This window comes from Burkholderia sp. PvR073 (assembly GCF_054055695.1).
This window is the reverse complement of the sequence record NZ_JBSRXO010000007.1, coordinates 43313-63696: the sequence shown is the minus strand read 5'-3', so window position 1 is coordinate 63696 and position 20384 is coordinate 43313. Positions and strand designations below refer to the sequence as shown.

Genomic DNA, 20384 nt, shown 5'->3' with positions numbered 1-20384 from the left:
GCATGTCAGGATCCTTCCTGTACCCAGTATTCGCCTTGCAGCGCAACGGGCTGGAAGCGCCGCACCATCGTGTCGAACGTGGCGCGCGGATCGAGATCGGCGAACAGCGCCGGATGCAGCCACTTGGCCATCGCCTGTACGGCGACGACGTTGAACGGCGAATTGTAGAAGTGATGCCAGATTGCATACGCACGCCGTTCGCGCACCGCGCGCAGCGGCGCGAGTTGCGGCCGCTGCAGCGAGCGGTCGAGCGAGCGTGCGGCGACGTCGTGCGGCACGCCGGCGCCGAGCGCGATGCGCTGCGGCGCGCTCGGCAGCGTCTGGACCGAGCCGATCGCGGTGCCGATATAGAAGTCGGGCTGACTGCTCAGCAGGTACTCCGGATTCAGCGTACCGTGTTCGCCTGGCACGCGGCCTTTCGCGACGTTGTTGCCGCCGGCCGCATCGAGCAGATGGCCCATCATGCCGGTCATGGTGTCGCAGCAGCCGTTCGACAGGCCGACGCGGCTCTCCAGGAACACGCTCGGTGGGGCAGGGTGCGCGGCCGCGAGCCGGGTGCGGACGATCTCGAGCTGCTGCCGCCAGTACGCGTTGAATTTCGCCGCGCGCTGCGGCGAACCGAGCACCTGGCCGAGCAGCGCGACACTGCGCGGGGTATTGGCGAGCGGATCGTGCCGGAAATCGACGAATACGATCGCGACGCCGGCCGCCTCGAGCCGCGCGAGCGTTTCGCGATCGCGCTCGCCGGGGCCGTGGCCGCCGCCGAGCCCGAAGATCGCGACCTGTGGGCGCAGGGCGAGCGCGCGCTCGTCGCTGAAGCTGCCCGACTGCGAACGCCCGATCCGCGGCACCGCCTTCAAGTGCGGGAAACGGGCGAGCCATTGCGCGTAGCTTGCAGGGTCGAGTTGCTCGAAGTCGCCCATCATGCCGACGAGGCGCCGCGTCGGGTCATCGCCGTCGACGACCGCGAGCGCCGGCAGCAGACGGCCTTCGCCGAGCAGTACGCGCTCGACGCGCGCGGGGATTCGGACCTGCCTTCCAGCGAGGTCCGTGACGGTCGTGTCCGCCTGTGCGGCGTGCATCACCAGCCAGCCGCATAGCCATACGCCGAGTCGGGCCCACATTCCGCTTGTCTTTCTCATGCCACTCCCGATACGATATAAACGAGAATAATTCTCATTTGATTGTAGCCGAGCCGATGCCGTGACAGCGGAGGTCGGCTGTTTGATCGAACGCCAAAATAGTTTGTGCGGGCGCAACGGGCCTGCGCGGGGGTAAGACCATATGACGGCGTTGCCGCCAACTGCTTTCCAATCCGACCGGCATCGGCACGATGCGCACGTCGCGCGAATCCGTGAAGTGCGGCCGGGCCTGCGGGTTCACTCGGACGACGCCACCGATGAATTCGATGCCGTGTTGTCGGGGCAGTGTTCGCCGGGCCTGCATCTGGTGCTGCTGCTAGAGGGTGCGCTCGACGTGTCGTATGGCGACCGTCGCGTGGTGCTGACGACGGGCGGGCGCCGTGCGGGGCGCGACGATGCGCAGCCTGCCGTGCGGATGCAGTCGTTCCTGCTCAACGCGGTCGAGCCGGACACGTTCCGCCGGCGGCTCAGCAAGGGCGGTTACGCGCGGCGGCTGAGCCTTGCGATGTCCGGCGAATGGCTGGGCCATCTGCAGACGGCATGCCGCGGCAGGTTGCCGCAGCAACTCGATGCGATGTTGTCAGCGCATCTGGCGATCCGCTTCTGGCGGCCGACGCCGCGCGCGACGGCGCTCGCCGAGCAGATCGTGCGGCCACCGGCCTATCAGCCGATGCTGCAGGCGATCTATCTGGAGAGCCGCATGCTCGAACTGCTTGCCGAAGCGTTCGCGCCGCTCGAAAACGACGCGGGGCACGTGGTGGAGACGTCGCTTGGGTCGCGGGACTACCGCCGGATGGCCGAGCTGCGCGCATTCCTTGCGAGCGACGCGGCGCAGGCGCTGTCGCTCGACGACATCGCCCGCCATGTCGGGATGAGCGCGAACGCGATGCAGCGGCAGTTCCGCTCGGCTTACGGCACGACCGTTTTCGACTTCATCCGCGAGCATCATCTGCAGCGCGCGCGGCTCGCGCTCGAGCGCGATGCGGTGAGCGTCAAACAGGCCGCGGCGCTGGCGGGCTATACGAGCCCTGCGAATTTCGCGACGGCGTACAAGCGTCGTTTCGGCGTGACGCCGACGCTCGCGCGGCGCAGCGACCGCCGTTGACGGAGTCGGGGCGGCGCTCAAACGAGTTTGAAGTTTGCGCAAATATTTCGGTTGCTTTCATATTTCATAATGCAAATGAGAATCAATTCCATTGTGAAACATCGAAAGCGCCATCATGTCGAGTCAAGCCGCAAGCTTTGCATTGAAACCGGTCGTCGTTGCCGGCCTGTATCTGATGGGTGCGTCGTGCGCATGGGCGCAGACGCCCGAACCGGCGGCGGAACCCGTCGCTGCGTCCTCGGCCGCCGCCGTGCGTGCCGCCGCCGGACCTGGCGAACCGGACAAGCCGGGTGAACCGCCGCCGCCGAACGCGGTCGCCGGTCCGACGATGAAGGAAATCGTCATTACGGCAAGCCGCCGCGAGCAGGCGATCCGCGAAGCGCCCGCGAGCATTTCGGTGATCAGCCGCGAAGACATCGAGGCGAAACCCTATACGTCGGTCGCGGAGATCGTCGCCAACGTGGAAGGGGTGAGCGTGGTGGGGTCGTCGCCGAACGATCAGGACATCTCGGTTCGCGGGATGCCGGGCGAGTACACGCTGATCCTCGTCGACGGCCGTCGTCAGAATACGCGCGAAACGATGAACCGCGGCACGGCCGGCGTGCAATCGAACCTGATGCCGCCGCTGTCGGCGATCGAGCGCATCGAGGTCGTGCGCGGGCCGATGTCGTCGCTCTACGGCGCGGACGCGATGGGCGGCGTGATCAACGTGATCACGCGCAAGGTGCCGAAGCGCTGGGGGGGCACGATCACGGCCGGCAGCGTATGGCAGCTCGAATCGAACCAGGGCGACACGCAGAGCGTCGACTTCTGGCTCGGCGGCCCGCTGAAATCCGACGTGCTCGGGCTGCAGGCGTCGGGGCGGCTGCTGCATCGCGGCGAGGACGACATCTATTACCCGAACAGCGGCACGGGCGGTGCGAACGGGCAACGAATCGGCAGCTTCGACGTGAAGCTGTCCGCGAAACCCGCGCGCAACCAGGACGTGAGCCTGAGCGTCGGCCGCGAGCAGCTCACCTATCTCAGCACGCCGGGCAAGAGCGCTGCGCCGCTCACGCCGCGGACGGCCGAGTCCGCCGTCACGGAGACGCGGCACGTGCGCGACTACTGGGGCATCGCGCACGACGGCCGCTGGGGCTTCGGCAATACGACGGTGTCGCTGTACGGCGAGCGCGGCGTGCAGGATCAGTGGACGCCGGTAGGGCGCACGGCGGTGCAGCCGGTGCTCACCGACACGATCCTCGAAGGCAAGGCCGAGGTGCCGTGGTGGGGCGAACGCAACATCCTGACGGTGGGCGGCCAGCACATCTGGTCGCGACTGTCGGGCGTCAGCGTGCAGGACGCAGTGCCGAAAGGCCATGGCACCAATGCGGCTCGCGTGACGCGCAACGCATGGGCGCTGTTCGGCGAGAACGACTACTTCTTCAACGACCGTTTCACGCTGACGACCGGCGTGCGGCTCGATCACGATGACCGATACGGCAGCCACGTGAGCCCGCGCATTTACGGCGTGTACCAGCTCAGCAATGCATGGACGGTGCGCGGCGGCATGTCGACGGGCTTTCGACCGCCGGCGCTGCGTCAGAGCACAGGCGGCTATTGCATGACGTCGGGCGGCGCGGCTGGCGCGACCCCCGGCACGCTGTGCGGCAATCCGGACCTCAAGCCGGAGACGAGCCTGACCGAGGAACTCGGAGTGCGCTACGACATGGGCGATACCTATGCGGGCCTGACGCTGTTCAACAACCTGTTCAAGAACAAGGTGTCGAGTTACGACACGGGCAAGCCCGATCCGCGCTCGCCGGGGCGCAACATCTATGTGTACGACAACATCGATCGGGTCAAGCTGTACGGGCTCGAGATCGGCGCGGGCACGCGCCTGTCGCGCACGCTGAAAGTGTCCGGTGCGTACACGCTGACCGAATCGCGCCGCGAGGGCAGCGGCGAGAAGGCATTCAACGGCAGCTCGCTCGACGGCTACCCGCTCGACAAGACGCCGAAGAACAAATTCAACGTGCAGGTCGACTGGATCCCGACGGCCAAACTCGATCTCTATGCGGCGGCGAACTATATCGGCAGCCAGTACTGGGCTGCATTCCGCAACGGCGCGCAGGGCGTGCGCGAACGGCCGTCGACAACGACCTTCGATCTCGGCGGCCGTTACCGGATCGACAAGCGTTTCTCCGTCAATTTCGCGGTGCTGAACCTCACCAACAAGAGGGTGCCGATCGACGATCGTACCCGGACGACCGGGCTGAGCGACAACTGGCTCGTCGACCAGGGGCGCCGCATCGCGGTGAGCCTGACCGCCGAAATGTGACGGCATCGCCGGCACCGGGCGCCGGCTCGTTCAATCTGGAGGCAAATGTCATGAATGCGATTTCCCGATCGTCCGATCTATTAGCATTCCACAACGTATGGGATGTTTATCGTGCGGATACCCCGCTGTTTCTGGCGACGCCGGCCCATACGCTGCTGGCCGGCGACGTTGCCGAGGCGATTGCGCATGCGGATGTTCCGCTCGCGGCGCGCGTGAACGATGCGCTGCGTCGCGCGCGGGCAGACGGTCATGCCGGCGCGGCCGTGGTCGGCGCCGTGCCGTTCGATGCCGACGCGCCGGCCGCATTGCGGGTCGCGCGCACGATGCTGCGCGCCCGGCCTCTCGGCGCGCTGAGCGCACCCGAGCCGGGCGGCATGCGCTACGCGACGCGCGAGGTGCCGCCGGCGGAGGCTTACGCGGAGGCGGTCGCGCATGCGATCGCCCGGGTCCGTGCGGGCGAGCTCGACAAGGTCGTGCTGGCGCGCACGCTGGAGGCGACCGGTGACGCCGCGGTGGACGTCGCCTCGCTCGTGGCACGGCTCGCGGCGCGCAATCCGCACGGCTATACGTTCTCGGTCGATCTCGGCGCGGGCCGCACGCTGCTCGGCGCGAGTCCGGAACTGCTCGTGAACCGCTTCGACGGCGTCGTACGGGCGAACCCGCTCGCGGGATCTGCGCCGCGCAGCTGCGATCCCGTCGAGGACCGGCGCCGCGCGCAGGCGCTGCTGGCGTCCGCGAAGGACCTCGACGAGCATCGGGTCGTCGTCGAAGCGGTGCGCGATTGCCTCGCACCGCTGTGTCGGCGCCTCGACGTACCGGCACGCCCGTCGCTCGTTCACACGGAAACGATGTGGCATCTGTCCACCGAAGTGTGCGGCGAGACCGATGCGGATGCGTTGACGCTTGCGCTCGCGCTGCATCCGACGCCCGCCGTCTGCGGCACGCCGCGCGCAGCGGCGCGCGACTGCATCCGCGATGCAGAGCCGTTCGATCGCGGTTTTTATGCGGGGATGCTCGGTTGGGTCGATGGACAGGGCGACGGCGAGTGGGTGGTGACGATTCGTTGCGCCGAAGCATGCGACCGCACGCTTCGGCTGTATGCGGGCGCGGGTATCGTCGGCGAATCGACGCCCGAGGGCGAATGTGCGGAAACCGCCGCCAAATTCCGCACGATGCTGGATGCGCTCGGCATTCGTCACGATGCGGCGTCGGGCGCCGCGCGGGAGGCCGCATGACGTTGGAGAGCCGCACGCCCTGGCCGGACGCGTTCGCCGACGCATACCGTCGCAAGGGATACTGGCGTGGTCAGTCGTTCGACCAGTGGCTCGACGAACGTGTCGCGCGGCATGGCGAGCGCATCGCGCTGGTGCAGGGCGACTTGCGCTGGTCGTACCGCACGCTCGCGGCCGAGGCGGAACGCACGGCGCACGCATTGACGGCCATCGGGATCGTGCCGGGCGACCGGGTCGTCGTGCAATTGCCGAACTGCGTCGCGTTTTTCGCGTTGACGTTCGCATTGTTCAGGATCGGCGCACTGCCGGTGTTTGCGTTGCCCGCGCATCGCCGGCGCGAGATCGGCTACTTTTGCCGTCACGCGGGGGCGGTCGCCTATGTCGCGGCGGAACGCCACGACGGATTCGATTACCGGACGCTTGCGGGCGAGATCGGTGCCGATGCGCCGACGCTGCGCCACGTGCTGTTCACGGCACCCGGTAACGCGCGGGTTGCGTTGCCCCACGCGCTGGACGCGGCTGGCGAACGCACGCTGCCGCCGGGGCCCGGCGCGCACGCGACCGCGTTCCTGCAATTGTCGGGCGGCAGCACGGGGACGCCGAAGCTGATTCCGCGCACGCACGACGACTATCTGTACAGCGTGCGGGAGAGCGCGCGTCTCTGCGGACTCTCTGAGCGCAGCGTCTATCTCGCGGCGCTGCCGGCCGCGCATAACTATGCGCTGAGCTCGCCGGGTTCGTTCGGCGTTTTTCATGCCGGCGGCATCGTCGTGCTTGCCGACGGTGCGAGCCCCGATGTCGCGTTTGCGTTGATCGAACGCGAGCGCGTGACGGTGGCGGCGCTCGTGCCGCCGCTCGTACCCGTGTGGCTGGCCGCCGCCGCGCAGCGGCGCGAGGCGCTGGCCAGCCTCGAGCTCGTGCAGGTCGGCGGCGCGCGTTTCGATCCGGCGCTCGCGACCCGTGCGGCGGACGGCTTCGGTGCGCAATTGCAGCAGGTATTCGGGATGGCGGAAGGGCTCGTCAATTACACGCGGCTCGACGATCCGCTCGACGTGGTGACTGCCACGCAAGGGCGCCCGATCTCGCCGGACGACGAGATCCTCATCGTCGACGACGACGATCGTCCGGTCCGGCCCGGTGAAGTCGGCCATCTGCTGACGCGCGGCCCGTACACGATCCGCGGCTATTACGACGCGGCCGCGCACAACGCGCGTGCGTTCACGGCGGACGGCTTCTATCGCACGGGTGATCGCGTTCGTCTGACGGCGAATGGCCATCTTGTCGTCGAGGGGCGCGCAAAGGATCAGATCAACCGCGGCGGCGAGAAGATTCCGGCCGAAGAGATCGAGCACCTGCTGCTCGCGCATCCGGGCGTCGTCGACGCCGCCCTGGTGGCGATGCCGGACCCGTATCTCGGTGAACGCAGTTGCGCATACGTGATTCGCGGCGCGCCCGCACCGGGCGCGGCGGACCTGGTGCGATTCGTGCGCGGGCAGGGCGTGGCCGCCTACAAGGTGCCCGACCGGATCGAGTTCGTCGACGCATTCCCGAAGACGCCGGTGGGCAAGATCGACAAGCGTGCGCTGCGCCAGCACATCGCCGCTCGGCTGGCCGCCGTTGCGTGACCGCGCCGGCACTGCCGCACCTATTTCCGCATTCCAGATCAGGACCATCATGGCCATTCCGAAAATCGCTTCCTATCCGATGCCGGCGGAGTTGCCGGCGAACCGCGTGAACTGGCAGTTCGAACCACGCCGTGCGGCGCTGCTCGTGCACGACATGCAGGACTACTTCCTCGACTTCTACGACCGCACGGCGGCGCCGGTGCCGACGCTGATCGCGCATGTGCGCCGCCTGATCGATTTTGCGCACGCGACCGGGATGCCGGTCTTCTACACCGCGCAGCCGGCGATGCAGGCGACGGTCGACCGGGCGCTTCTGACCGACATGTGGGGGCCGGGCCTCACCGCGCAGCCGTCGTGCGCGTCGATCTGCGAAGCGCTTGCGCCGGCATCCGGCGATACGGTGCTCGACAAGTGGCGCTACAGCGCATTCCAGCGCTCGCTGCTCGACACTCGCCTGCGCGAGCAGAGGCGCGATCAACTCGCGATCTGCGGCGTCTATGCGCACATCGGCTGCCTGATGACGGCATGCGATGCGTTCATGCGTGACGTGAAGCCATTCTTCGTTGCCGATGCGCTCGCGGATTTTTCCGAGCGCGAGCACCGGATGGCGCTCGACTACGTGGCTGGTCGCTGCGGGATGACTGTGACCACGGACAGGCTCGTCGGCAACGCTGCGGCGGCGCCGACACTTGCCGCGATCGCCGCACAGGTTGCCCACAGCCTGCGGATGCCGGCCGCCGATCTGCACGAGCACGATAACCTGGTCGACTGCGGTTTCGATTCGATCCGGATGATGACCCTCGTCGAACAGTGGCGCGGACAAGGGTACGACGTCACGTTCGTCCAGTTGGCCGAGCAGCCGACGCTCGGCGCGTGGACGCGGGTACTGCAGCGCGCGGCGCAGGTGAGCGCGTGAAGGCCGGCCCGACGCTGCAGGACGCGCGTCCGGCACCGTTTGTCAGTACCGCGGCGGTGTCGGTGCCGCAGGCCGAACGCGTGCTGTTCAAGCTGTGCAAGCATTTCGCGATCAAGGTGCCCGTCGTGTTCGACACGCATTGCGCGACCGTCGATTTTCCATACGGCGTGTGCCGGGTGGTGCGCACCGACGACGTATTGCAGCTTCGCTGCGAGGCCGATTCGCCGGAGGGGCTCGCACAGGTCCAGTACGTCATGGACGAACACCTGGGCCTGATGTCGCGCAACCGCGCGCTGGTGGTCGCTTGGGCGCGCGGCGCATGATGCGGCCCGCTTCCGGTTCAACGAACTTCGTGATGTGTCCGCTCATGCAAACCGAACCCGCTTCTTCTCCGCTTCGCGCAACGTCCGCGCAATATGGCATCTGGGTCGCGCAACAGGTCGATCCCGACGATCCGGGCTATCTGACGGCCGAGATCATCGAACTCGACGGTGCGCTCGACGTCGCTGCGCTGACCGACAGCGTCGAGACCGTGCTCGACCACGCCGACACACTGCATATGCGCTTTGCGTGGCAGGACGATGCGCTGTGGCAGGCGCGCGGCACGCCGCGCACGAGACTGCCGCTGGTCGACCTGTCGGCCCGTGCGGACCCCGTCGAGGCGGCGCGCGCGTGGATGAAGGCGTCGCTGTCCACCTGCTGCGACGTGACCGCCGATCCGCTGTACCGCACCGCACTGCTGCGACTGTCGCCGACCCGGCACTGGTGGTATCTGCAGGTCCATCACATCGCGCTCGACGGCTTCGGCTACGGTCTGCTGCAGCAGGCCGTGGCGGCCCGCTACAACGCGCGCGTCGGCGATACGCCGCTGCCGGTGCTGCCTGACTGGCGACTCGGGCGCGTCGTGGACGCCGAAGCGGTTTATCGCGCCGACGGCGGGTTCGAAGCCGATCGCGCGTTCTGGCGAGCGCATCTGCGCGACGTGCCCGCACCGCTCGTGCTCGTGCCGAAGCACGAGATCGCGCTCGACGCGCGGCGCGAGACACGCGTGCTCGACGCCGGCCGCGTGCAGGCGTTGCGCGCGGCCGCCGAGCGGGTCGACGTCGACTGGAACGCATGGCTGCTGTGCGCGATCGGTCTGTGGCTCGCGAAGCAGGGCGGGCAGTGCGATCTGACGCTCGGGCTGCCCGTGATGAACCGGCTCGGCACGCCGGCGCTCGCCGTGCCCTGCATGGCGATGAACATCGTGCCGTTGCGCGTGCATGTCGATGCCGCGTGTTCGTCGCGCGCACTGGCGAGCGAATGCGCGGCGCGACTGCGCGCGATCCGGCCGCACCTGTATTACCGCTACGGCTGGATTCGCGGCGATCTCGGCCTGCTGGAGCGCGACGCATTCCTGTTCAACCAGGCCGTCAACGTGATGCCGTTCGAACGGCAGGTCGCATTCCACGGGCTCGCGAGCGACACGCGTGCGGTTAGCGGCGGCCCGGTGAAGGATCTGAACGTAACGCTCGCCGTGCGCGGCGGCGCGTGGCACCTGACGCTGGAAGCGAACCCGAACGCCTATGACGAGGCCGTGCTCGCCGCGCATGCCGACGATCTTTCGGCGTGGCTGGACGCGTTCGCTGCGCATGCGCCGGACGAGCCCGTCGGCGTGCTGCTCGGCGGGATGCCGACACCGTCGATCGTGCGCGGCGCACCGCTGACCGGGCCGTGCGACGACGTGCTCGAACGGATCGAACGCGTCGCTCGCGCGGCGCCCGCGCATCCGGCGATCGAAGCGGGCGAGCGCTGCATCGACTATCGGACGCTGCTCGCCGACGCCGATGCGCTCGCGGGGGAACTCGTGCAGCGCGGCATCGCGCGCGGCGCATGCGTTGCGATCGCCGCGCCGCGTGCGCCCGATGTGATCGCAGCGATGCTCGCGGTACTGAAGGTCGGCGCGGTGATCGTGCCGGTCGATCCGGACGGACCGCCTCAGCGGGTCGTCGCGATGCTGGCGGACGCCGCACCCGCGCTCGTGATCACGCGCGATGCATGGCGCGGATGCGCAGACGGTCGCGCGGTGCTCGATCTCGATGCGGCGCGACCGCCGTCGCCGTCATGGGGGACGTACGCAACCGACGCTGCGCAACCCGCCTATCAGTTGTATACGTCGGGCTCGACCGGCCGGCCGAACGGTGTGCGGGTCGGGCGCGGCGCGCTCGCCCATTTCGTCGAAAGCACGCGCGACCTGTATCGGATCGGCCCGGAAGACCGCGTACTCCAGTTCGCGCCGTTGCATTTCGATGCGAGCTTCGAGGAAATCTTCGCGAGCCTTTGCAATGGCGCGACGCTGGTGCTGCGCGACGACGCGATGCTCGATTCGGTCGATGCGTTTACCGCGGAAGTCGAGCGGCTCCGCATCACGGTGCTCGACTTGCCGACCGCCTACTGGCATGTGCTCGCACACGCGCTGGACGCTCGCCATGCCCGACGTCTTGCCGGCGTGCGGCTGACGATCATCGGCGGCGAAGCCGCCTTGCCGGAGCGGATTCGGCGCTGGCGTGCGCACTTGCCGCATCGCGTGTTGTTGAACACCTATGGGCCGACCGAGACGACGATCATCGCGACCGCCGCGCGCGTGAGCGGCCCCGACGCGGTCTGGCGCGACGGTGAACCCGTGCCGATCGGCATGCCGCGCGCAGGGATCGACGCGTATGTCGTCGACGAACGGCTGTATCCGGTGGCGAAAGGGCGCATGGGCGAACTGGTGTTGTGCGGCGACGCCCTAGCGCTCGGTTACCCGGGCAATGCGGCGCTGACGGCCGAGCGCTTCGTCGCGCTGCCCGGCACCGGCGCGCGCGCGTACCGGACTGGTGACCTTGCCGCCGTTATCGACGGCCGGCTGGTATTCGACGGCCGGATCGACCACGAGGTGAAGATCAGCGGCGTACGGATCGACCCGCGCGAGATCGAGGACTGGCTGTTGCGCACGCCGGAGGTGCGCGAGGCTGCGGTGATCGCGTTGCGCGGCGACGCCGACGTGACGACGCTCGCGGCGTTCGTCGCGGGCACCGACGACACGGCCGCACTGCGTGCGCAACTCGCCGACGCGCTGCCGGCCGCCGCGATTCCCGACGCGTGGCATGTGCTCGAGCGCTTGCCGCGCAACATCAACGGCAAGACCGATCGCAATGCGCTGCGCCAGCTTGCGATGGCGGCCCGCGTCGGTGTGGACGACGCGCCGGCCGCCGACGCGCTCGAACGACAGGTGATGCATGCGTGGCGCAGCGTGCTCGGCGGCGTAGCGCTGACGGCCGATTCGAATTTCTTCGAGATCGGCGGCAAGTCGTTGCAGGCGATCCAGGCAAGCGCGCGGCTCGCGAGTGCGCTCGGCCGCGACGTGCCGGTGTCGATGCTGTTCCGTCATGCGACGGTCGCGGCGCTGACGGCCGCGCTACGTGCGCCGCTACCGTACCGGCCGCGCGCGCAGCGCGACGCATTCGGCCCGCACCTCGCGATCCAGACGGCGAGTGGCGCCGCGCAACGGCTGATCTGCATTCATCCGGCCGACGGTCTCGCATGGAGTTACTTGCGGCTGGCGGCGTACCTGCCCGACACGACGATCGACGGGCTGCAACTGTCGCTCGACGATACGAACGGCGCGGTCGACTTCGATGCACTCGTCGACACGTACGTACGGCGCGTGCGGGCACTGCAGCCGCACGGGCCGTACCACCTGCTCGGCTGGTCGCTGGGCGGCGCGCTCGCCTACGCCGTCGCGGCGGCCCTCGATCGCGCGGGTGCGCTGGTCGGCGTGGTCGCGCTGATGGACAGCTATCCGTCTTCCGCGTGGACAGCCAGGCCGCAGCCCGTGCGCAGCGATGCGCTGCGGATCCTGCTGACGGTGAACGGCGATTTCGATACGGCGGCGCTGTCCGACACGTCGCTGCGACAGCGCCTGCTGCGCGCGAACAGTCCGTTCGCGGCGCTCGGCGGCGCGGGGCTCGATGCGCTGGTCGACGCGACGCTGCGGCAGATGCGGCAATTTCGCGCGGCACCCACACCGCACTACGGCGGCGAACTGCTGCTGTTCAACGCGACGTGCAAACAGCCCGGCATACCGGGTCCCGACAGCTGGACAGTACATCGGCCCGCGGCGTTGCCGATCTGCGTGGCGCTCGACTGCTCGCACGACGGGATGTCCGATCCGGCGCCGATGGCGGCGATCGGTGCCGCACTGGCCGAACGGCTCGCAGGGTGGGCCGACCTGGCGTTCGAAACGAGGAGCGAGATGCAATGAGCACGACAGTCGACATGACGTTTCCGGCGGGCGTGGCCGTCGTCACCGGCGCGGCCCGCGGGATCGGCGCCGCCGTGGTTCGCGGGCTCGCCGCACGCGGCGTCGACGTCGCGGCGTTCGATGCCGATGGGGACACGCTGGCGCGTGCCGCGGCGGACCGTCCGCCGGCGCCGGGCCGCGTCCATCCGTTCGCGCTCGACGTGGCCGACCCGCACGCGGTTCGCGTTGCGGTCGAATGCGTGGCCGCGACGACCGGCCCGATCGGCATGCTCGCGAACGTGGCCGGCGTATTGCGGCTCGCGCAGGCGACGTCGCTGACCGACGACGACTGGGCGCATTGCTTCGCCGTGAATACGCACGGGGTGTTCCATCTGGCGCGTGCGGTCGCGCCGTACATGATCGAGCGGCGCGCGGGCAGCATCGTGACCGTCGGATCGAACGCGGCGCTTGTGCCGCGTGCGCAGATGGCCGCCTACGCGGCGTCGAAGGCCGCCGCGCATCAGTTCACTCGCTGCCTCGGCCTCGAGCTGGCCGGGCACGGCATCCGCTGCAACATCGTCGCTCCGGGCTCGACCGACACGCCGATGCAGCGTCAGCTGTGGCGCGGGCCGGACGGTGCCGCAGGCGTCATCGCGGGCGCGCTCGAAACCTTTCGCACCGGCATTCCGCTCGGCCGCATCGCGGAACCCGAAGACGTCGCCGACGCGGTGCTGTTCCTGTTGTCCGACGCGGCGCGGCACGTGACGCTGCATACGCTGTGCGTTGATGGCGGCGCGACGCTCGGCGTGTGATCGTTCGTGACGTCCGTCGGCATTTCGTATCAGGAGCATGGTCATGAAACAGATTTCGGCTTGCGCCGCACACGCGGCGGCAGGCGCGTTCGGGCGGCTGCTCGCGGACATCAATGCGCTCGGGCTGCCGGTCGCGGCCGAGGTGCTGGATGTCGCACCGCCGCACTATCTGTCCGACCTTGTGAGCTGGGCTGCGATCGGCGCCCGCTCGACGGCGAGTTGCGCTACGGCAGTTCGGTCACGGACCCGTGCGTCGGCTGAGAAGCCACCGAGGCCGCGTTGCTGTGCGCACATCGCCGGTTGACCGGCGGCGATGCACGCCGGAACCGCGGTCGGACTTTTTTTCTCCATCGGAACATGTATGTCGACTGCCCCCGCAGATTCCCTGCAAGCGCCGGCTGACGCCGGCACCTCTTTCATTCCGCTGCTGCTTGCGAACTTCGCGATGGTGGCCGGCACCTACGCGTTCGTCACGATCGCCGGCCCGATGGCGCGGTGCATGCATCTCGCGCCGCTGCATTTCGGCGCGATCATCGGTATCGTCGGACTCGTATGGATGGCCGTCGCTCCGCGTTGGGGGCGGGCCGCGGACATCCGCGGGCGGTTGCCGACGATGCGCGCGGCGATCGGCGGATTCGTCGCGAGTTCGCTGCTGCTGGCGGGCTACGTCGGCTGGGCGTTGCGCGGCGGCGGCCACGCCGTGCCGCCGGCGTGGGCCGGCTTTCTTGCATTGCTCGTGACGCGCGCCGCGATGGGCGGCTGCTATGCGGGGCTGCCGGTCGCCGCCACCGCGTGGATCGCCGACCGGACGCCGGTCGCCGGACGGGCGTCCGCGCTCGCGCGATTCGGCGCGGCGGGCGCAATCGGGATGGCGCTCGCGCCGCCGTTGGCGGGCTGGCTCGCGGGGGTGGACATGACGCTCGCGCTCGCCGTTTTCGCGCTGCTGCCGCTTGCCGGATTCGCTGGACTGCGGCGGCTGCGCAGCGATGGTCCGCATCTCGCACGGCATGCGCCGCCCCGGCTGAAACCGACCGATCCGCGCTTGCGCTTACCGTGGGGCAGCGCGTTCGCGCTGTACAGCGCGGTGATGATCGCGAACAGCGTGCTCGGTTTTTACGTGATCGACCGGCTGCAGGTCCGGACGAGCGATGCATCGAGGGTGGTCGGCTATGCGCTCGGCAGCGCCGGGGTCGGCCTGATCGCGATGCAGTCGCTGGTCGGCCGCCTGCGCGCGGTCGCGCCGCGTCAATGGCTGAGCTGGGGCGCGCTGGCGGGCGGCGCCGGGTTCGTGTCGACGCTGGCGGTGGGGGCTGCGCATCCGTTGCTGCTGTGCGCAAGCTATTTGGTCGCGGCGTGCGGCATGGGCGCGGCCTTTCCGACGGTCGCGGCGCTCGCGAGCACGCGCGTCGAACCGCACGAGCAGGCCGCGTGCGCGGGCGCGATGTCGATGGCCCAGGGGCTCAGCATGGTCGTTGCGCCGCTGGTCGGTACGATGCTGTACGAACTGCATCCGGCGGCGCCGTTCGCTTCGATCGGCATGGTGCTCGTCGTCGTGTTCGTCGCGGCCCGCGCCGACGGGGCAGGTACGACGGCGGCGTGACGGTGTTCGATAGACGGGCGCGACACGATCGCCCAGGTGCGTTGGTGTGTACGAGCGGCGCGAGGGGGATCCTCGACGCAGGCAACGGCAGCAAGGTCGACCTGAGCGGCGGCGGCCTGAAGCAGCAGGTCACCAAGCAGATCTGCGACAAGGTGCTGGCGCAAGGGAAGTCGCTGTTGTAAGCCGGCGTCGCGGGCCGTTCGCGCACGTCGAGTCCGTGCGCGAACGGCAGAAAAGGCCGATGTGGCGGCGGCAGAAGCCGGCTGTCGCCATCGCCGGCGGTAACGTCCGGTCGCGTCAACCCGAAAAGTCCGTCACGACCGTCACACCGGCGCCTTCGAACCGGTTCATGTTCATCAGCGCATCAATCGACTGGGCGAGACTGATTTCCTTGCCGATCAACCGGTTCGGCGCAAGCGTGCCGGCATGCACCATGTCGAGCATCGCGTCGTAACGATGCGCCTGCATCCCGTGGCTGCCCAGAATCTCCAGTTCGTGCGCGATGACCTTGCTCATCGGCACGGCCGGCGTCGCATGCTCGCCGAGCATCAGCCCGACCTGCACATGCTTGCCGCGGCGGCGCAGATTGCTGATCGAGTTGAAGCAGGTGGTCGGATGGCCGAGCGCATCGAGCGACACGTGGGCGCCGCCGCGCGTGATCTCCTTCACCGCCTCGACAACGTCCGCGACTTGCGACGCATTGACGGTCGCCGCTGCGCCGACCGATCGCGCGAGCGCGAGCGCCTGGTCCGAAATGTCGATCGCGACGACGTTCGCACCGATCGCATGCGCGATCATGATCGCCGACAGTCCGACGCCTCCGCAGCCGTGCACGGCGACCCACTGGCCGGCCGACGTGCGCCCCTGGTCGACCACCGCGCGAAATGACGTCACGAAGCGGCATCCGAGGCTCGCCGCGGTCGGGAAATCGAGCGCGTCGGGCAGCCGTACGAGGTTCAGGTCCGCGTGATGGATGCCGACGAACTGGGCGAACGAACCCCAATGCGTGAAGCCGGGCTGAAACTGCCGCTCGCATACCTGCTGGTTGCCGGAATGGCATTCCGGGCAGTGCCCGCAGCCGCCGACGAACGGCACCGTGACGCGGTCGCCGGCCTTCCAGCGCGTGACCGCCGCGCCCGCCGCGACCACGACGCCGGCCAGTTCGTGCCCCGGCACATGCGGCAGCACGATGTCCGGGTCGTGCCCCATCCAGCCGTGCCAGTCGCTGCGGCACACGCCGGTCGCCTTCACTTCGATCACGACGCCGTCGGGTGCCGGCGTCGGATCGTCGATATTCATCAACCGCGGCGCCGCGCCGAACGCTTCATAAACGACTGCTTTCACTATCTCCTCCTGGATCGAATGAGTCTTTCAATATAGCCGGACGAAAGCGGATTTATCTTTCATTTTGCGATTGAGAAACGGGTATTCTTGAGATAGCCTTGCGAAGATCGGGCGAATGCCGCAAGGAGCTTTCATGGAACAACTGGACAGGATCGATCGCGGCATGCTCGACATGCTCCAGCAGGACGGGCGCGTATCGAATGCACGGCTCGCCGAAGCGTTCTCGCTGAGCGAGACGTCCTGTTGGCGCCGGCTCAAGCGGCTGGAGGAAGCGGGGTTGATCGCGGGCTATCACGCGCGGCTCGACCGTCGAAAGCTCGGGCTCGGCGTGATGGCGTTCGTGCAGATCGTCTGCACGCAGCACAGCGAGGAGGTGACGGCCGAGTTCGAGCGTCTGATCCAGGCAAGCCCCAACGTGCTTGCATGCGACAACACGACCGGCGAAGCGGATTTTCTGCTGCAGGTGGTGGCGGCCGACCTTGACGACTACAGTCATTTCGTTGAAAGGGTGCTGCGCAGATTGCCGGGCGTGCTGAGCATCCGCTCGAACCTGTCGCTGCGGCAGTTGAAGTCGACGCAGCGGCTGCCGATAGCGTGATGGCGCAAACCGGCGCTCGCGCATGCGCGAGCGGTCAGTCGGCCAGCCGCTTGTCGGCGAGCGCCTTGCAGCAGTCTTCGTAGACCCATTGCACGAGTTTCGCCCGGTAGTCGAGATCGTCGGTATCGACGATTTCCTCGACCGCGTCGCGCGCCCATGACGCATCGACGAAGCCGGCGTGCCGCTTGGCGATGTCCTGCGCCAGCGCGGCCAGCTTCGCGATCGCGAGCCAGTCGGCCTGCCGGTGATGGCGGTCGAGCCAGCGGTGCGCGGCCTGCACCTGGAAAGACGCGTCCGGCCAGGATTCATTCAGATAAAACGCGCCGAGATTGCCGCAGGTGAGCCAGCACAGCAGCTCCAGGCGATCTTGCGAACCGAGGGTACGGGATGCGTCGGTCATGGCAGCGCTCGCGAAAGGCATCGATTCCGGGTGGCGCGGCCTGCAGCGGCCGGCGCCGATACTAAAAACATAGCACGATGCGGACCACGTCGTGCACCCGCGTGGCGCGGATGCCGCAGCCGCGGGAAGCGGGCGTGCGGCGCACCGTCCGTGCGCGCTGCGGCCGCGTTCGACGTCATCGCCGTGCCGCGCCACACTCGTTAGAATGGCCGTTTTCCGGGAGACAGGAAGCGATGAAAATCTACGACCAGTTCTACATCGACGGCGCATGGCGCAAACCGGCCGGAACGGGCACGATCGACGTGATCGACTCGGGTACCGAGGCCGTGATCGGCCGGATTCCCGAAGGCGTCGCGTCGGATGCGCAGGACGCGATCCGCGCGGCGCGCGCGGCATTCGACGCATGGGCCGCGACGCCGGCCGCGACGCGCGCGGGCTACCTGCGCAAGATTGTCGAGCGCCTGCAGGCGCGCAGCGAGGAACTCGCGCAGTCGATCACCGGCGAAGTCGGGATGCCGATCAAGCTGTCGCGCGCGATCCAGGTCGGCGGCCCGATCTACAACTGGAAGGCGTACGCGAAGCTCGCCGAATCGTTCGAATTCGAGGCCACGGTCGGCAACTCGCTGGTCGTGCGCGAGCCGGTCGGCGTCGTCGCGGCGATCACGCCGTGGAACTATCCGCTCAATCAGGTCACGCTGAAGGTCGCACCGGCACTCGCGGCCGGCTGCACGGTTGTTCTGAAGCCGTCCGAAGTCGCGCCGCTCAACGCGTTCATGCTCGCCGAAGCGATTCACGAAGCGGGCCTGCCGCCGGGCGTGTTCAATCTCGTATGCGGTTATGGCCCGGTCGTCGGCGAGGTGCTGGCGACCGATCCGGACGTCGACATGGTGTCGTTCACCGGTTCGACGCGTGCCGGCAAGCGCGTGGCCGAACTCGCGGCCGCGGGCGTGAAGCGCGTCGCGCTCGAACTCGGCGGCAAGTCGGCGTCGGTGATCCTCGACGATGCCGATTTCGCGGCGGCGGTGAAGGGCACGGTCAACGCGTGCTACCTGAACGCGGGCCAGACCTGTTCGGCGCACACGCGGATGCTGGTGCCGGAGGCACGCTACGACGAGGCGCGCGAGATCGCGAAGAAGGCGGCCGAAGCGTATGTCGCGGGCGATCCGCGTGAGGAAGCGACGCGCCTCGGCGCGCTGGCGTCGGCCGCGCAGCAGCAGCGCGTGCAGGCGTATATCCAGCGCGGGATCGACGACGGCGCGGAACTCGTGACGGGCGGCACGGGCCTGCCGGAAGGGCTCGCGAAGGGCTTCTTCGTGAAGCCGACGGTGTTCGGCCGCGTCGATCCGAAATCGACGATCGCGCAGGAAGAGATCTTCGGGCCGGTGCTGTCGATCATCACGTATCGCGACGAAGACGAAGCGGTGCGCATCGCGAACGATTCGCCGTACGGGCTCGGCGGCGCGGTGTGGGCGGGCAGCGACGAACGCGCGATGCGCGTCGCGCGCCGCATCCGCACGGGTCAGGTCGACATCAACGGCGGCATGTGGAACGGCGCCGCGCCGTTCGGCGGCTACAAGCAGTCGGGACACGGCCGCGAGAACGGCGTGTACGGGCTCGAAGAGTATCTCGAGTACAAGTCGATGCAGCTCAAGCCGGCGAATCCGGCCTGAGCGTTTTACCCCGCATGACCCGAAACGGCACGCTCGCGTGCCGTTTTTTATTGACGGCCGTCAAGGTGCGCGCCGGTGGATCGTCGATCATCGCGTTTCCGATTTTCGTTTGTTTCGACGAGGTTCAGATGACCGCACGCACTTCCTTCCCGCCGCTCAAGATTCGCGGCCGCACGTTGCTGCCCGTGGTGCAGGGCGGCATGGGCGTCGGCGTTTCCGCGCACCGCCTCGCCGGCAGCGTCGCGCGCGAAGGCGCGCTCGGCACGATCGCCAGCATCGACCTGCGTCACCACCACGCGGACCTGCTCGCGCGCTGCCGCGCGAATCCCGATCGCCCGACGCTCGAGGCCGCGAACCTCGACGCGCTCGCACGCGAGATTCGCCTCGCGAAAACCTACAGCGAAGGGCGCGGGATGATCGCGGTCAACGTGATGAAGGCGGTGAGCGCGCATGCGGACTACGTGCGCGTCGCATGCGACGAAGGCGCCGACGCGATCGTGATGGGCGCCGGCCTGCCGCTCGATCTGCCCGACCTCACGCAGGGGCACGACATCGCGCTGATCCCGATCCTGTCGGACAGCCGCGGCATCGCGCTGGTGCTGAAGAAGTGGATGAAGAAGGGGCGGCTGCCCGATGCGATCGTGATCGAGCATCCCGCGCATGCGGGCGGCCACCTCGGCGTCACGCAGATCGACGACCTGCACGATGCGCGCTTCGATTTCGCGCGCGTGCTCGACGAGACCGCACAGGTGATGGCGTCGCTCGGCCTCGCGCGCGACACGATCCCGCTGATCGTCGCGGGCGGGATCAACAGTCACGACACGGTGCGCGCGGCGCTCGTGGCCGGCGCGAACGGCGTGCAGGTGGGCACCCCGTTCGCGGTGACGGAGGAGGGCGATGCGCATCCGAACTTCAAGCGCGTGCTGGCCGATGCGCTGCCCGACGACATCGTCGAATTCGTTAGCGTGACGGGGCTGCCGGCGCGCGCGGTGAAGACCCCCTGGCTCGATCGTTACCTGCGCAACGAAACGCGTATTCGCGACAAGCTCGGCGCGTTCCGGCAGCGCTGCCCGACCGCGCTCGAATGCCTGAGCGTCTGCGGGTTGCGCGACGGCATCGAGAAGTTCGGCCATTTCTGCATCGACACGCGGCTCGCGGCCGCGCTGCGCGGCGACGTCGCGAACGGCCTGTTCTTCCGCGGCCGCGAAGCGCTGCCGTTCGGCAACGCGATCCGCAGCGTGCGCGATCTGCTCGATCTGCTGCTGACGGGCCGCGCGGCCGAGCCTGCGACAAACCGTCCGATGTTTACGCTGGCTTGACGAATATCAAGATGCTCCAAAGACCCTACAAGGAGAA

At 68.4% G+C, this 20384-nt stretch carries 16 protein-coding genes and 1 pseudogene; 14 read left to right on the top strand and 3 right to left on the bottom strand.

The features are described 5' to 3' along the window. Positions 1–5 precede the first annotated feature (5 nt). The gene (locus tag ACVK00_RS21095; protein WP_284890849.1) at positions 6–1124 is read right to left on the bottom strand and encodes an ABC transporter substrate-binding protein; all 1119 of its coding nucleotides are present in this window, start codon (positions 1122–1124) and stop codon (positions 6–8) included. A 160-nt stretch (positions 1125–1284) separates the two neighbouring features. Between ACVK00_RS21095 and ACVK00_RS21090 the strand changes: the two genes are divergently transcribed. The 11 genes and pseudogenes from ACVK00_RS21090 to ACVK00_RS21040 form a co-directional block, all read left to right on the top strand. Next, positions 1285–2247 (top strand): helix-turn-helix transcriptional regulator, encoded by a 963-nt coding sequence (locus tag ACVK00_RS21090; RefSeq protein ID WP_284890850.1) that lies wholly within the window; start codon positions 1285–1287, stop codon positions 2245–2247. A 115-nt stretch (positions 2248–2362) separates the two neighbouring features. Then, entirely contained in the window at positions 2363–4567 is a 2205-nt protein-coding gene (locus ACVK00_RS21085; protein ID WP_284890851.1) for a TonB-dependent receptor domain-containing protein, read from the top strand. A 50-nt stretch (positions 4568–4617) separates the two neighbouring features. After that, entirely contained in the window at positions 4618–5802 is a 1185-nt protein-coding gene (locus ACVK00_RS21080; RefSeq protein WP_354122979.1) for an isochorismate synthase, read from the top strand. Then, positions 5799–7424, top strand: coding sequence for a (2,3-dihydroxybenzoyl)adenylate synthase (locus ACVK00_RS21075; protein ID WP_354122978.1), 1626 nt, complete (start codon positions 5799–5801; stop codon positions 7422–7424). The genes ACVK00_RS21080 and ACVK00_RS21075 overlap by 4 nt, the downstream gene beginning before the upstream one ends. 49 nt (positions 7425–7473) lie before the next feature. Beyond that, complete coding sequence (locus ACVK00_RS21070) at positions 7474–8340, top strand: isochorismatase family protein (protein WP_228904343.1); 867 nt, start codon at positions 7474–7476, stop codon at positions 8338–8340. Further along, positions 8337–8663, top strand: coding sequence for a DUF2218 domain-containing protein (locus ACVK00_RS21065; protein WP_284890854.1), 327 nt, complete (start codon positions 8337–8339; stop codon positions 8661–8663). The genes ACVK00_RS21070 and ACVK00_RS21065 overlap by 4 nt, the downstream gene beginning before the upstream one ends. Positions 8664–8707: 44 nt before the next feature. After that, positions 8708–12625: an amino acid adenylation domain-containing protein gene (locus ACVK00_RS21060; RefSeq protein WP_284890855.1), complete on the top strand. Its 3918-nt coding sequence runs from the start codon at positions 8708–8710 to the stop codon at positions 12623–12625. Continuing rightward, on the top strand, positions 12622–13416 hold the full coding sequence (locus tag ACVK00_RS21055) for a 2,3-dihydro-2,3-dihydroxybenzoate dehydrogenase (RefSeq protein ID WP_354122977.1): 795 nt from the start codon (positions 12622–12624) through the stop codon (positions 13414–13416). Before ACVK00_RS21060 ends, ACVK00_RS21055 begins: the two co-directional genes overlap by 4 nt. 43 nt (positions 13417–13459) lie before the next feature. Further along, on the top strand, positions 13460–13720 hold the full coding sequence (locus ACVK00_RS21050; RefSeq protein ID WP_416378647.1) for a hypothetical protein: 261 nt from the start codon (positions 13460–13462) through the stop codon (positions 13718–13720). A gap of 57 nt (positions 13721–13777) precedes the next feature. Beyond that, positions 13778–15016, top strand: a complete 1239-nt coding sequence (locus ACVK00_RS21045; RefSeq protein WP_354122976.1) for an MFS transporter — start codon at positions 13778–13780, stop codon at positions 15014–15016. A gap of 50 nt (positions 15017–15066) precedes the next feature. After that, positions 15067–15198, top strand: a pseudogene (locus ACVK00_RS21040) (DUF2501 domain-containing protein); the annotation flags it as partial. Positions 15199–15313: 115 nt separating this feature from the next. On the opposite strand, the gene ACVK00_RS21035 reads toward ACVK00_RS21040, so the two are convergent. After that, entirely contained in the window at positions 15314–16360 is a 1047-nt protein-coding gene (locus tag ACVK00_RS21035; RefSeq protein ID WP_284890857.1) for a zinc-dependent alcohol dehydrogenase family protein, read from the bottom strand. Positions 16361–16493: 133 nt separating this feature from the next. On the opposite strand from ACVK00_RS21035, the gene ACVK00_RS21030 reads away from it, so the two are divergent. After that, positions 16494–16958 carry an Lrp/AsnC family transcriptional regulator gene (locus tag ACVK00_RS21030; protein ID WP_284890858.1) on the top strand — a complete coding sequence of 155 codons (465 nt, stop codon included), beginning with the start codon at positions 16494–16496 and terminating at the stop codon, positions 16956–16958. Positions 16959–16992: 34 nt separating this feature from the next. Here the strand turns inward: ACVK00_RS21030 and ACVK00_RS21025 are convergent, their stop codons facing one another. Further along, positions 16993–17358 carry a hypothetical protein gene (locus ACVK00_RS21025; protein WP_006753485.1) on the bottom strand — a complete coding sequence of 122 codons (366 nt, stop codon included), beginning with the start codon at positions 17356–17358 and terminating at the stop codon, positions 16993–16995. A gap of 233 nt (positions 17359–17591) precedes the next feature. Between ACVK00_RS21025 and ACVK00_RS21020 the strand changes: the two genes are divergently transcribed. Further along, on the top strand, positions 17592–19028 hold the full coding sequence (locus ACVK00_RS21020; RefSeq protein ID WP_284890859.1) for an aldehyde dehydrogenase family protein: 1437 nt from the start codon (positions 17592–17594) through the stop codon (positions 19026–19028). Positions 19029–19156: 128 nt separating this feature from the next. Continuing rightward, positions 19157–20347, top strand: a complete 1191-nt coding sequence (locus tag ACVK00_RS21015; RefSeq protein ID WP_284890860.1) for an NAD(P)H-dependent flavin oxidoreductase — start codon at positions 19157–19159, stop codon at positions 20345–20347. Positions 20348–20384: the final 37 nt, after the last annotated feature.